General features: G+C 66.1%; 12 protein-coding genes. 4 read left to right on the forward strand and 8 right to left on the reverse strand.

Translation table 11 applies throughout. The features are described 5' to 3' along the window. Window positions 1-14: 14 nt before the first annotated feature. From Mschef_RS09605 to prmB, 7 genes are all read right to left on the reverse strand, one after another. On the reverse strand, window positions 15-650 hold the full coding sequence (locus Mschef_RS09605; protein WP_081127917.1) for a phosphoribosylanthranilate isomerase: 636 nt from the start codon (window positions 648-650) through the stop codon (window positions 15-17). Beyond that, the gene (gene truA, locus Mschef_RS09610) at window positions 647-1,414 is read right to left on the reverse strand and encodes a tRNA pseudouridine(38-40) synthase TruA (RefSeq protein WP_081127919.1); all 768 of its coding nucleotides are present in this window, start codon (window positions 1,412-1,414) and stop codon (window positions 647-649) included. The genes Mschef_RS09605 and truA overlap by 4 nt, the downstream gene beginning before the upstream one ends. Window positions 1,415-1,497: 83 nt before the next feature. After that, complete coding sequence (locus Mschef_RS09615; protein WP_081127921.1) at window positions 1,498-3,606, reverse strand: FimV/HubP family polar landmark protein; 2,109 nt, start codon at window positions 3,604-3,606, stop codon at window positions 1,498-1,500. Window positions 3,607-3,678: 72 nt separating this feature from the next. Further along, window positions 3,679-4,707, reverse strand: coding sequence for an aspartate-semialdehyde dehydrogenase (locus tag Mschef_RS09620; protein ID WP_081127922.1), 1,029 nt, complete (start codon window positions 4,705-4,707; stop codon window positions 3,679-3,681). Continuing rightward, complete coding sequence (locus Mschef_RS09625) at window positions 4,704-5,738, reverse strand: 2-hydroxyacid dehydrogenase (RefSeq protein WP_081127923.1); 1,035 nt, start codon at window positions 5,736-5,738, stop codon at window positions 4,704-4,706. The genes Mschef_RS09620 and Mschef_RS09625 overlap by 4 nt, the downstream gene beginning before the upstream one ends. A gap of 19 nt (window positions 5,739-5,757) precedes the next feature. Continuing rightward, a complete protein-coding gene (aroC, locus tag Mschef_RS09630) occupies window positions 5,758-6,846 on the reverse strand; it encodes a chorismate synthase (RefSeq protein WP_081127924.1) in 1,089 nt (362 codons plus the stop codon). A 32-nt stretch (window positions 6,847-6,878) separates the two neighbouring features. Beyond that, window positions 6,879-7,799, reverse strand: coding sequence for a 50S ribosomal protein L3 N(5)-glutamine methyltransferase (gene prmB, locus Mschef_RS09635; protein ID WP_081127926.1), 921 nt, complete (start codon window positions 7,797-7,799; stop codon window positions 6,879-6,881). 116 nt (window positions 7,800-7,915) lie between these two features. On the opposite strand from prmB, the gene Mschef_RS09640 reads away from it, so the two are divergent. From Mschef_RS09640 to Mschef_RS09650, 3 genes are all read left to right on the forward strand, one after another. Further along, the gene (locus Mschef_RS09640) at window positions 7,916-8,533 is read left to right on the forward strand and encodes an SCO family protein (RefSeq protein WP_081127928.1); all 618 of its coding nucleotides are present in this window, start codon (window positions 7,916-7,918) and stop codon (window positions 8,531-8,533) included. Then, a complete protein-coding gene (asd, locus tag Mschef_RS09645) occupies window positions 8,533-9,381 on the forward strand; it encodes an archaetidylserine decarboxylase (protein WP_081127930.1) in 849 nt (282 codons plus the stop codon). The genes Mschef_RS09640 and asd overlap by 1 nt, the downstream gene beginning before the upstream one ends. A gap of 97 nt (window positions 9,382-9,478) precedes the next feature. Further along, window positions 9,479-9,925: a hypothetical protein gene (locus tag Mschef_RS09650; RefSeq protein ID WP_242426507.1), complete on the forward strand. Its 447-nt coding sequence runs from the start codon at window positions 9,479-9,481 to the stop codon at window positions 9,923-9,925. Window positions 9,926-9,990: 65 nt separating this feature from the next. On the opposite strand, the gene Mschef_RS09655 is transcribed toward Mschef_RS09650, so the two are convergent. After that, the gene (locus Mschef_RS09655) at window positions 9,991-11,874 is read right to left on the reverse strand and encodes a LysM peptidoglycan-binding domain-containing protein (protein ID WP_081127934.1); all 1,884 of its coding nucleotides are present in this window, start codon (window positions 11,872-11,874) and stop codon (window positions 9,991-9,993) included. A gap of 268 nt (window positions 11,875-12,142) precedes the next feature. Between Mschef_RS09655 and greB the strand changes: the two genes are divergently transcribed. Further along, window positions 12,143-12,658 (forward strand): transcription elongation factor GreB, encoded by a 516-nt coding sequence (gene greB, locus Mschef_RS09660; RefSeq protein ID WP_081127936.1) that lies wholly within the window; start codon window positions 12,143-12,145, stop codon window positions 12,656-12,658. The last annotated feature ends 273 nt before the right edge of the window (window positions 12,659-12,931 follow it).

The following is a 12,931-nucleotide window of genomic DNA, read 5'->3' on the forward strand; positions in this document are numbered from 1 at the left end:
CGTTGAAGTCGATTTCAGGCTCGCTCTTGCGCTGCGGTTTCACGGTGGATCTCTCGAAAGAATTGCTGCAATTTGTGCGGATCCTTGATGCCGACGGCACTTTCCACGCCGCTGGACACATCCACACCCCAGGGCCGCGCAATACGCACCGCCCGCGCCACGTTATCCGCAGTCAGTCCGCCCGCCAAGAGCCAAGGTGTCGGCAGTGGCGGCAACTGCGTCCAATCGAAACTCATGCCCTGCCCACCCGGTTCACCAGCGCCATGGCCATCCAGCACGAAGCCGGCCGCATGCGGATACTGCGCCATGCGTGCGGCTACGTCTCCAGCATCACGCATGGCCAGTGCCTTGAACCACGGCCGACCGAATCCCATGCAGAAAGCATCATTCTCCGCGCCATGAAACTGCAGCAGGTCCGGCTGCAAGGCCGTGTCGATCTCTGCCACGCTGGCCGCCGGCGTATCCATGAACAGCGCGACCATGGCCACCAGCGGTGGCAGTGCCGCGCGAATCGCCAGTGCCTTTGCAAGCGTAAGGCATCGCGGGCTGCGCGGCGTGAAAATCAGGCCAATGGCGTCCGCGCCCAACATGGCCGCAAGGCGCGCGTCCTCGGCGCGGGTGATCCCGCAGATCTTGACACGCGGTCTCATGCGCAGACCTCTTCGGGCAAGCCGAAAGTGCGCGGGTAACGTGGCCCGATGAAAGTCAGCCCCTGCGGCGGGGCGGTCGGTCCGGCCACGGCGCGATCACGACCCTGCAGCAATTCGAGCAGCCACTGCTCAGGCCGTTCGCCACGCCCGATCGGCAACAGCGAGCCGACGATATTGCGCACCATGTGATGCAGAAACGCATTGGCCTCAATGTCGACGATTACCTCGTCCGCGACACGGCGCACCTTGGCTTGCAGCACGGTGCGCCGTGCGTGGCGCGCCTGGCAGGCGAGTGCACGAAAAGCCGAGAAATCGTGTTCGCCCAACAACGCCTGCATGGCGCGATGCATGCGCTCGGCATCCAGCGGCAAGCGTTCCCAGGCCATGCGATCGTGCTCCAGCGCCGCGCGTGCCGCTCGATTCAGGATGCGATAGCGGTAGCGCCGCGAGATCGCGCTGAAGCGCGCATGGAATTCCATCGCTACCGGTTGCACCCAGCACACCGCCACGCTCGCTGGCAGCAGGCTGTTGGCACCAAGCATCCATGCACGCGGTGCGCGCACGACTGCGGAATCGAAGTGCGCGACCTGGCAGCGTGCATGGACGCGTGCATCGGTGCGACCGGCACAGGTCACCGCGACCTCGTGATCGGCCACGCTGGAGAGCGCGGATTCGATGGCAGCCTGCACGGAGGCACCGTGGCCCAGGCGCTGCCAGCCGAGGAATGCGTCCCCGGCATACTCGATGCCCAATGCGATGCGCATGGCCTCAACGCGACTCCTGCTGCAGGCGCAATCTGGGTTCCGCGCTCCTCAACGCGCGCACGGACCCCACCCACAAGTCTCACTCAATGCGCGGAGTCCAGCAGCCGCTGCGCTTCGTCCTTCTGCAGCTGACTACCTTCGGCGAGCACTTCCTCAAGCATCGAGCGCGCGCCTTCGCGGTCGCCCATATCGAGATAGGCGCGCGCCAAATCGAGCTTGGTATCGATCGGATCGCCATCCAGACCGAGACTGGTTCCTGTCATTGGGGCATAGGGATCCTCGAAGCCCTGCTCGACTTGCGCGTCATACTCGTGCAGGGGCGGCTGCGGCGCGGCCATGCCCGGCTCGGCGAGCTCGGGAGCGGTTTCAGCCAAGTCAAGCCCGGCGTCGAAAGATTCTGCCTGTGCTTCGGCAGATGCTGCCCTGGCGAAAAGCGGATGCCGGGGGCGCAATTCGGCGCCCATGGCCATCACCGCCTGCCACTCGTCGGCGCCCGCATCATCCACGTGCGCGTGCATCGCTTCGGCGGTGGCGACGAAGGAGTCGGCATCGCCGCGCGCATACTGCAGCGAGGCCAGCTCGAGGTACAGGCCCGGATCGTGCGGATGCTGCTGCAATTCGCTTTGCAGTTCCGCTTCGTCCTCGCCCGCGTGCCCGGCATCCGCCGGCGTTCCTGCGCCGGTGTCTGCGAACACGGGCGCGCCAGGCGCGAAGTCATCAGCCAGCGAGGCGTGCGGCGCGAGCGCGGACTTGCGCTTGCGACGGCTCGACACCAAGCCCAACAGGCCGAGCACGATCACAATGGCCGCTCCACCCAGCACCCAGGGCTGCATGTAAAACGGGATCTCCGTCTCGGGCTGCGGCATGGGCTTGGGCGCCGGCTCGGCCTTCGCGGCAGGCGGCGTGACAGCAACCTTGGCTGCTGCCGGCACGGCGACCACGCTGGTCGCATGCGCGGTCGCACTGCTGCTGACCGCAACCGTGGCAACCGCGCCGGTCATGGCAAGGGCAGCACTGGAGGGAGCGGCGACCGAGGCTGCCTTGGCGGCTGCGGCGGACTCGACCTGGGCCAGCTTGGCCTGCAATTGCGCGATTTCATCGTTCTTCAGAGCCAGCAACCTGGCATTGTTGGTGCTGAGCTGCTGCAACTGCTCGACGCGCGCCTTCAGATTTGCGCTATTCATTTTTGCGCTGGCCAGACTCTCCTCGGTGCGTGCCAGATCCTGCTTGAGTCCGGACACGACGGCATCACCGGTGCCACCCTTGACCCCGGCACGCGTGGTCGCACCATGGCCATGAGCTGGTGGCACCAGTTCAAGGCGTCCCCCAGTGGGCGCCCGTGCGCCCGCCGCCGGGATGTGCGTGACGGCGGCATTGGAAGCATTCAGCAAAGGTTGCGGGGCGCGGCCCTGCCAGTCCTCAATCTGCCGGCGCACCGCGGCGCGCGCCACTGCGGGCGGAATCGCGCCGGCCGTGGCTGCAGACGGGATGCGCAGGATTGCACCGCGCTTGAGCTCGTTGATGTTGTCGTGTATGAAAGCCTGCGGGTTTTCCTGTTGCAGCGCACGCAGCATCTGGTCGATGCTGACGCCGACGGGCAAGTGTTGCTGGGCGATGGCGTATAGCGTGTCGCCGCCGTGCACGGTGTAACTGCCGCCGCTGGCGGAACTCGCGGTTACGTTCGCCGGCGCGCTCATGCTGCTTGTGGTTGCAGGTGTCGCCGGGGTCGCGGCCGGCGGCACGGTCGTGGTGCGCAAGCGCGCCGCGCGGGGTGCCATCACGGGCGCGTTACTGGCGAAGCCCGGCGGATCGAGCAGAACCGTATATTCGCGGATCAGGCTGCCGTTGGCCCACCCGGCATCCAGCAGGAAATCGATGTAGGGATCGCGTACCGGATCCGCCGTGGTCACGCGGATGGCCTTGCCGCCATCAGGCAGGGTGACCACGGCGAACTGCAGCGGTATCGCCATCTGGTTGGTACTGATGCCGGCGCGCTGATAATCGGCAGGCGAAGCAATGGCCAGATGCAGGCTCTTGGCCTCTTCCGCGCTGTCGAAGCGCAGCGGAATCTCGGCCAGCAGCGGCTGCCCCAGCGCCGATTTGACCTGGATCTGCCCCAGACCCAGCGCCATGGCCTGTTGCGTGCCCAGCGCCAGTGCAACTGCAACAGCCAGCGATGCCACTCGTTTCATCGTCAAGCCCCCAATCGGTGGATGTCGGCGCCGACATGCGATGGCGCCTGAGCAAAGTGGCGCAACTTTAGATCAGATTGAGCTTTTCACCAAGATTTCAGCAATCTGTACCGCATTCAGCGCGGCGCCTTTGCGGATGTTGTCGGCCACCACCCACAGATCCAGTCCGCGCGGATGCGAAATGTCCTCGCGGATGCGGCCCACGTAGACCGGGTCGGTGCCCTGCGCATGCACGGCAGGCGTGGGATAACCGCCATCATTGCGCGCGTCGATCACCACCACACCCGGGGCCTGCTGCAACAACGCACGTGCAGCGTCGGCGCTGATCTTCTCGCGCGTTTCGATGTGCACCGCCTCGGCATGACCGTAGAACACTGGCACGCGCACCGCGGTGGGGTTCACCTGGATGCGCACGTCCTCGAGGATCTTGCGCGTCTCCCAGACCATTTTCATTTCTTCCTTGGTGTAACCGTTATCCAGAAACACGTCGATGTGCGGAATCACGTTGAACGCGATGCGCTGGCTGAAGCGCCCGGGCTCTGGCTCCTGGAAGTTGAGCAGTTGCGCTGTCTCGCGGCCCAGCGCATCCAGCCCCGAGCGCCCGGCGCCGGATACCGACTGATACGTGGCCACGTTGATGCGCTCAATGCCGACCGCGCGGTGGATCGGCGCCAGCGCCACCAGCATCTGCATGGTCGAGCAGTTCGGATTGGCGATGATGCCACGCGCGGTGTGCTGCGCGATGGCGTGCGGATTGACCTCGCTGATGACCAACGGGATGTCGTCCTGGTAACGGAACTCCGCGGTGTTGTCGATGACCACCGCGCCCGCCGCTGCAGCACGCGGCGCATGCACGCGGCTGACCGATCCGCCCGCGGAGAAGAAGGCGATATCGACGTCGGCGAAGTCGTAGTCGGCAAGGTTGCGTACCGTCAGCTGTTTGCCGGCGAACGTCACCGTGTCGCCCGCCGAGCGCTCGCTGGCCAGTGGTACCAACTCCGACACCGGAAAGGCGCGCTCGTGCAGGATCTGCAACAGTGCCTCGCCAACCGCTCCAGTGGCGCCGACCATCGCAATCTTGTAACTGTTCTTCTTGCTCATCGGGTGGGTTCTTCGCGGGTGAGGAAAGGGGCGCGGCCCACAGCCAGCGCTTCGGGATTCAAAAGGTTCGGCGGATGCCCGGCGTGCGCGCCATGGCCGAACAGGGCCAGCACGTTGTCCACGGCCACTGCGGTCATCGCGCGGCGCGTTTCGGTCGTGGCGCTGGCGATGTGCGGGCTGAGCAGCGCGTTGTCCAACGCCAGCAGGTCCTGATGCACATTCGGCTCGCCCTCGAACACGTCCAGGCCGGCGGCAGCGAGCCGACCTTCGCGCAGCGCGGCAGCCAACGCCGCGTCGTCCACGATGCCGCCGCGCGCCACGTTCACCAGCACTGCGGTGGGCTTCATCTGCGCCAGCTCGGCGGCACCGATGGCATGGCGCGTCTGCGACGTCAGCGGCAGCACCAGCACGAGGAAATCGGACTCGCGCATGAGCATGCCCTTGTCGACGAATCGGGCGCGACATTCGCGCTCGGTGGTTTCCGGCAGGCGCGAGCGGTTGTGGTAGAGCACCGGCATGCCGAAACCCTGCGCGCGCCGCGCGATGGCCTGGCCGATGCGACCCATGCCGAGGATGCCCAGCGTGCGACCGCGCACCTCCGCGCCCAGCCAGCCCTTGAATTCGGTGGCACGCCACTGTCCCGCGCGCAGCCAGCGCTCGGCGGCGCCCACGCGACGTGCGGCGCCCAGCAGCAGTGCCCAGGCGTAGTCGGCCACGCTCTCGTTGAGCACGTCGGCGGTGTTGCTGGCGGCGATGCCGGCGGCGGTGAGCGCGGCCAAGTCGAGGTTGTCGTAGCCGACGCCGAGATTGGCGACGATGCGCAGACGTCGGGCCCCCGCCACTTCTGCCACGCCCACACGCTCCTTGAGGCCCACGATGGCGGCATCGCAATCTGCCAGTTTCGCGGCCAGCTCTGCCGGGGTGAACTTCGCTTCCCGCGGCTCGGCCAGGACGCGGAAATACGGTTCCAGCCGGACGGTCACTTCCGGGAAAGTAGGGCGCGAAATCCAGACGCTCGGCTGTTGGGTCATTTGCCTTGGGGTAGTGACATCAGGGAATGCGCGGTGCCTGCGGCACCACGTCGCCGCACTGCGCTCGGTGGCGCAGCGCATGATCCATCAGCACCAGCGCCACCATGGCTTCGGCGATGGGCGTGGCGCGGATGCCCACGCAAGGGTCGTGGCGCCCGCTGGTGACCACTTCCACCGGCTCGCCGCGCAGATTCACGCTGCGCCCCGGGATGCGGATGCTCGAGGTCGGCTTGAGCGCGATCGAGCAGGTGATGTCCTGTCCGCTGCTGATGCCGCCGAGGATGCCGCCGGCATGGTTCGAGGCGAAGCCCTGCGGCGTCAGCTCGTCGCGGTGTGTGCTGCCGCGCTGCGCGACGGCCGCGAAACCATCGCCGATTTCCACGCCCTTGACCGCGTTGATGCTCATCAGCGCCGACGCCAGCTCGGCATCGAGTTTGCCGTAGATCGGCTCGCCCCAGCCCGGCGGCAGGCCCTCGGCGACCACGTTGACGCGTGCGCCGGTGGAATCGCCGGCCTTGCGCAGCGCGTCCATCGCGGCTTCGAGTTCGGGCACCTGTGCCGCATCGGGCCAGAAGAACGCATTCTGTTCGACGGCTTGCCAATCGAAAACATGCGGCGTGATCGCGCCCAACTGCGCGAGATAGCCACGCACGCGCACGCCGTGGCGCTCGCGCAGCCACTTTTTCGCGATCACGCCGGCGGCCACGCGCATCGTGGTCTCGCGCGCCGAGCTGCGCCCGCCGCCACGCGGATCGCGGATGCCGTATTTGTGCCAGTAGGTGTAATCGGCATGTGCCGGGCGAAACGTTTCCAGCAGATCGTCGTAGTCGCGCGAGCGCGCGTCGGTGTTGCGGATCAGCAGCGCGATCGGCGTGCCTGTAGTCAGGCTCTGATACACGCCGGAGAGGATCTCGACAGTGTCGTCCTCGCGCCGCTGCGAGGTATGCCGCGTGCGCCCGCTGGCACGGCGCGACAGATCGGCGACGAAATCGGCGGCATCGAGCACCAGCCCCGGCGGGCAACCGTCGACCACGCAACCGATGGCCGGGCCGTGGCTTTCGCCAAAGGTGGTGACGCTGAGCAGTTTGCCGAAGGTATTGCTGGACACGGGCGAGTCGGTCGGAAATGGAAAGAGGTGGATTATCGGCGCGCGGCTGCAGCGCTGCGGATGACGGCGGCGTGCTCGAGCAGCGTGGTGCGCTCGATGGCGAATACGCCCATCGGGCCGACCTTGAAATCCAGCCAGACCAACGGCAGCTTGGGCAGCAACTGCCCCAGTGCGCGTTCGCTCTCGCCAACTTCGACGATCAGCAGGCCATCCGGATTCAGGTGCGCGGGCGCATCGCTCAGGATGCGCAGCGCCATGTCGAGGCCATCCTTGCCGGCGGTCAGGCCGAGTCTGGGTTCGTGCGCATACTCGCCGGGCATGGCGGCGTATTCGGCCTCGGTGACGTAGGGTGGATTGGACACGATCAGGTCGTACCGCTGCCCGGCCAGCGCGGCGAACAGATCGGACTTGAGTGCATGCACGCGGTCTTCGACATGCTGGAAGACGATGTTCTCGCGCGCCAGCGCCAACGCGGCGTCGCTGATGTCGACCAGATCCACCTGCCAGTCCGGGTTGTGCGCGGCCATGGCGATGCCGATGCACCCCGAGCCGGCGCACAGGTCCAGCGCGCGCGTGACCTCACGCCCGTCCAGCCAGGGCACGAAACCATTCTCGATGAGTTCGGCGATCGGCGAGCGCGGCACCAGCGCGCGCGCATCGGACTTGAACTTGAGTCCGGCGAACCAGGCCTCGCCGACCAGATACGCAACCGGGATGCGCTCGCTGATGCGGCGTTCGATCAGCGCCAGCAGATGCAGGCGTTCGGCCTGGGTCAGATGCGCCAGGGCATACGTCGGCGGCAGGTCCGGCGGCAGGTGCAGGCTGGCCAGCACCAGATGCGTGGCTTCGTCGAGTGCGTTGTCGTGACTGTGGCCGAAGGTGAGCCCGGCCGCATCGAAGCGGCTTGCCGCGTAGCGGATGAAATCAAGCAAGGTGGTGAGCGCGTCGGTCACATCGGGTCGCTGCGATGGGTGCGCCAGTATAAGGTGGATTGACGCGGCGCCCGCGGCTCGATGTTGGTGGTGCCGCATGGTCCGATCGCGCGCGATGGCATCGCTATACTTGCGCAATGAAGCGATTTCATCCGCGGATCGCCCGTCTCGCACTGGCGCTGATCGCGTTGACCCTTGCCGGCTGCAATATCCACTCCGCGCCGCCACCCGCACTGGAGGTCGCACAGTTGTTTCCGGTGCCACGCACCGTGCCCGGGTTCACGCTGACGCGCAGCGACGGCCAGCCGCTGATGCACGCCGATTGGAAGGGCCGCTACACACTGGTCTTCATGGGCTACACGCACTGCCCGGACATCTGCCCGACCACGCTGCTGACGCTGCGCAGTCTGTGGGGAGCGTTGCGCAAGGCTGGCCTCACCGACCGGGTCGCGGTCGAGTTCATCTCGGTGGACCCCGGGCGCGACACGCCCAAACGCCTGGCCGAGTACGTGCACTGGTTCAATCCGGCCTTCACTGGCGCCACCGGCAGCGCTGCCGAGCTGGACAAAATCTCCAAGGCGCTGATGCTGCCGTTCAAGATCGTACCGGGCGCGCACGGCGGCTACAGCGTGGATCACAGCGCCACGCTGGCAATCATTGGTCCCGATGCACGCGAGATCGGCGTGTTCATGCCACCATTGCACGCCGCGCCGATGGCCGCGGACCTGAAACGCCTGCTGGCCTGGAAGTCCTGATGCGCTTTACCGTTGCGCTGAGCCACGTGCTGCCGCAGCACACGCTGAGTGCGCTGGTGCGCGCGGCCACGCGCTGGCGCTGGCGGCCCTGGAAAAACTGGCTGATCCAACACGTCGTGCGCAGCTATGCCGTGGATCTGTCCGAGGCGGAGAATCCCGACCCAACCCAGTACGCGCATTTCGATGCCTTTTTCACGCGTGCGCTGCGGCCCGGCGCGCGGCCGCTGGATGCCGATCCGCGCAGTCTGCTGTGCCCCGCCGACGGGCGCATCAGCCAGGCAGGCGCGATCCGCGACGGACGTATCGTGCAGGCCAAGGGTCGCGACTACAGCCTGGCCGAATTGCTGGGAGATGGCGCCGCCGCGCAGCGTTACGCCCAAGGCAGTTTCGTCAACGTGTACCTGTCGCCGCGCGATTACCACCGTGTGCACATGCCCTGTGCCGGGCGGCTTGTCGAAACGCTGCATATCCCAGGGCGCTTGTTCAGCGTTGCTCCAGCTGCGGTGGCCGGGGTCGATCGGCTGTTCGCGCGCAACGAGCGGCTGGTGTGCCACTTCGATGGCGTGCATGGACCCTTTGTCGTGGTGATGGTCGGCGCCCTGCTGGTGTCCGGCATCTCCACGGTCTGGGCCGGCGCCGTCGTGCCACCCTATGCGCGCGTGCCGCAACGCCTGCGCCCATCCGGACCGCAACTTGCAGCGGGGGCGGAAATGGCGCGTTTCCACATGGGCTCAACGGTGATCATCGTGTTGCCTGCTGGCGCCGCGACCCTGCGGGTCGGGTTGGTCGCTGAACTGGCCGTACGCATGGGTGAGCGCCTGGGTACGCTGTCCAGCCAGGACAACTGACCCAGTGCGTCACTTTGTGACCTCAAGCGCATATACTTCCAACCGAGCCATCTAGGCTGACGCGCGCCACATTGCGGCGCCGCGATCGGGAGACATCATGCAGCTAGTCGCACGAATCGTTGCCATGGGCCGGGCGCTGCGCCTGAGCCGCCAATTGCGCCAAATCGAATCCGCGATCGGGACATTGTCCGCACCCTTGCGCGACAGCCTGGCCATGTTGACAGTGAAGGAGCTGGCCAACGCCGCGCGTGCGGAGTCTCCGCATTTGTATGGCTCACCGCCGGACAGGATTTACCAGACTTGGGGCGAAGGCGCCGAGGTCGGCCTGGAGCGCGCGCTTTCGGACAACGCGCAGGTGCGGATGCGCGGGATCGCGCTGTGGATCGCGGTGGTCTACCACGAGACTGAAAATGCCGACCACGCGACATTGACCAGCCTGCACAAGCAGGTGCTGCGCCTGTTGCGCGTGATCAAGGAATCCGCTGGAGCCAAGCCCGAAGTCTATGCACAGTGGGGCACCGACGGGCGCGGCGAAGCGGCCTGAGCCGCTCGCCATTGCTTCAAGCATGTGTCCGCACGCATGTCGCCTCCTCGGCGCGCGAAGTGCTCTCAGCCGCGACGGCAGGCAGGCAACCGCAGCTCCATGCCGGCGGTGATCACGTAAGGCATGCCCAGACCATTCGCCTGCGCGATCGACGCCACATCCTGACAGCCGAAGCGCTGGGCGATGCCACTCAAGGTGTCACCAGGCTGCACATGATAAGTGCGCGCGGTGGCAACATCGCGCTGTGCCATGGCGCCACATGCCGGCACGCGCAGGTCCATGCCGGGCCGGATCATGTATGCCGGAGCGCTGAGGTCATTGGCGCGTGCAATGTCCAGCGGATCGGTGCACCCGAAATGCTGCGCGATGCCATTCAGGGTGTCACCCGGCTGCACGCGGTAGCTGCGTGCAGCTGCCACATCGCGCTGCGGCATGCTCGAGCAGGCCGGCACGCGCAGGTCCATGCCGGGTTTGATCATGTATGTGGGTGCACGCAAATGATTGGCGCGCGCGATATCCAGCGGATCCGCGCAGCCAAACCGTTGCGCGATGCCGTTCAAGGTGTCGCCTGGACGCACCTGATAGCGTTGCAGCGCAGCGACTTCGCGACGCGGCGGCGGTGACGCAGCCCAGACCGGTGGTGGCGCAGCCGCATGCAAGGTATCGGCCAATGCTGTCCAACGGCTGTCCGGCGCGCATTCGGCGGCATACGCGGATTCCAGTTGCTTGGGTATGCGCAGCTTCGTGCCGGCCGGCTGCACCGCCTGCGGGTCGAGTTGCGGATTGAGGTTGCGCAAGGTGCGAAACCAGCCGTCCTGCATGCCACCAGTCTGCCCCAGACACACCGTCAGCTCGGACAGCGACGCCGGAGCCAGCAGGCTGACATGGCCGGGCACGCCGTCGATCCGCGGAAACTTGAGGTTGTAGCGATCCGGATGCAGGTACAGCCATGCCGCGGCCAGCACCATCGGCACATATTCGCGGGTTTCCGGCGGCAGCGCATCGTAGACCTGCGGTGACCAGAAACTGGCGTCTGCGGGACCGGCCAGACGTCCGATGAAACCGGGGCCGCCGTTGTAAGCCGCCAGCGTCAATTCGAGATTGTCATTGAACGCCTTCAATTGCTGGTTGATGAACTCGGCATTGGCCAGCGCTTCCAGGCGTGGGTCGAAACGCTGGTCGAAACCATCGACCACTCTGAGGCCATATTGCTGCGCTGTTGCCGGCATGAATTGCAGCGGCCCGGCGGCGCCGGCGCGCGACACCGCGTGCACCTTGCCTGCCGATTCCTTGGCCATGATGCCGAACAACAGCGCCTCGGGCAGCCCAGCTTTGCGGTACGCAGGCTCCATCTCGGCGCGCAGGAACTGGTAATTGACGTAGCTCGACATCAACTGACTGCGCATCTGTGTCAACCATTCCTCGATGGCGGCCTTGACCGCATCGTTGTTGGCGACCAGAGCGGACAATCCGCCGTTCTTCAGCAGCGCCACCGCGCGCTGCGACTGCGGCACGATCTGCAGTACCGGCGAGGATTCTCCGGCCAGCGCATCGGCATTGGTGCCGACCAGCGCAGCGCGATCGCCGCCGACGTGCTCGCGCAAACGCATCATGCGGTCATAGGTGGCACTGACGCGCCGCATGTCGCATCCCGGCGTGCGGGCACAGGATTGCGCCGCGGCGGAAACCTGATTGAGCGCGTTGAGAATGGCCTGCCCGGCGCCAGGATCGTCGCGATGCTGCGCGGCCAGCGCATCCTGATACGACTGCGCACCTTGATGCAGCGCGGTGTAGATGGCGCCGGCCCGGCCCGTGCCGGATTGTGCCGCGTCGCTGCCCGCGCTCAGGCCCTGGGCCGGGCCGTTGATGCTGGCGCATCCCGATAGAGCCACTGCGATGAGTGCCGCCAACGTGATTGCAAAACCGGAACTGCCGTATCGGATTGCCACGTCGTTTCTCTCCACAGCAGATGCGATGCGCGCACGTTAGCCGTGTGCGCGATTTAGCTCAAGCTCCCGATGGGTGTTTTGCGCAACGCCGAAGTGGCGCGCGGACACGTGCCACCCCTGCATGCGCGACTAGAATCGACGCCGGGTTGGAAGAATCATGGCAGCAAAGATGAATGGGGGTCCCATTGAAACGTGTCCGACTGACGATTGCCGCGTGGCCTGCGGGCGTCGCCCGCATACGGGCGACGGGCAGCATTGACCCGCGCGCATGAGTCGCTGGCGCCCACCACAACCTGGTTCCACTGCGGTGATCACACGCGCCGGATTCGAGTCGCTGCGCGCTGAACTGGACGTTCTCTGGCATCAGCGCAGGCCCGAGGTCGTGCGGGCACTGGCGGCAGCGGCCGCCGAGGGTGACCGCTCGGAAAACGCCGAGTACGTCTACCGCAAAAAACAACTGGGTGAAATCGACCGGCGCGTGCGTTACCTGAGCAAGCGCCTGCCCGCGCTGCGCGTCATCGAACACCCGCCGACGCGCACCGACACCGTCTACTTCGGCGCATGGGTGTGCGTCAGGGACGATGACGGGGTGCGTCACGACTACCGCATCGTCGGGCCCGATGAGATCGACCCTGCGCGCTGCTGGATCAGCATCGACTCACCGTTGGCCAGGGCGCTGCTGGGCAAGCACGTCGATGATCAAGCTGAAGCCATGTTGCCCAGCGGGATGCATCACTTCGAAGTGTGCAGGATCGACTATGCGTCCAAGCCGGAATCATCATGACCGGGGGGATGCCGGTGCTGTGCTCAGCAGATCGCGCCTGGTATCGACCTGATGCGCATGCCGATGACGCGCCCATCGCACTGCGGCCTGATGTCGCATCTCCGGCATTGCCGTGTTCGCGGCGGGGCGCATGGAACTCCCGGGTCATGCTTGCTGGATGGAACCCGCAATCTGGATGGAACCCGCAATCACCAGCTTGCCGCTTGCCCGAACACCATGCCGAAATACACGATGCGCATCTCGCGCGCATGGACAGCGATGCCGCAGCATGGG

Source organism: Metallibacterium scheffleri (genome assembly GCF_002077135.1).
Lineage (GTDB): Bacteria > Pseudomonadota > Gammaproteobacteria > Xanthomonadales > Rhodanobacteraceae > Metallibacterium > Metallibacterium scheffleri.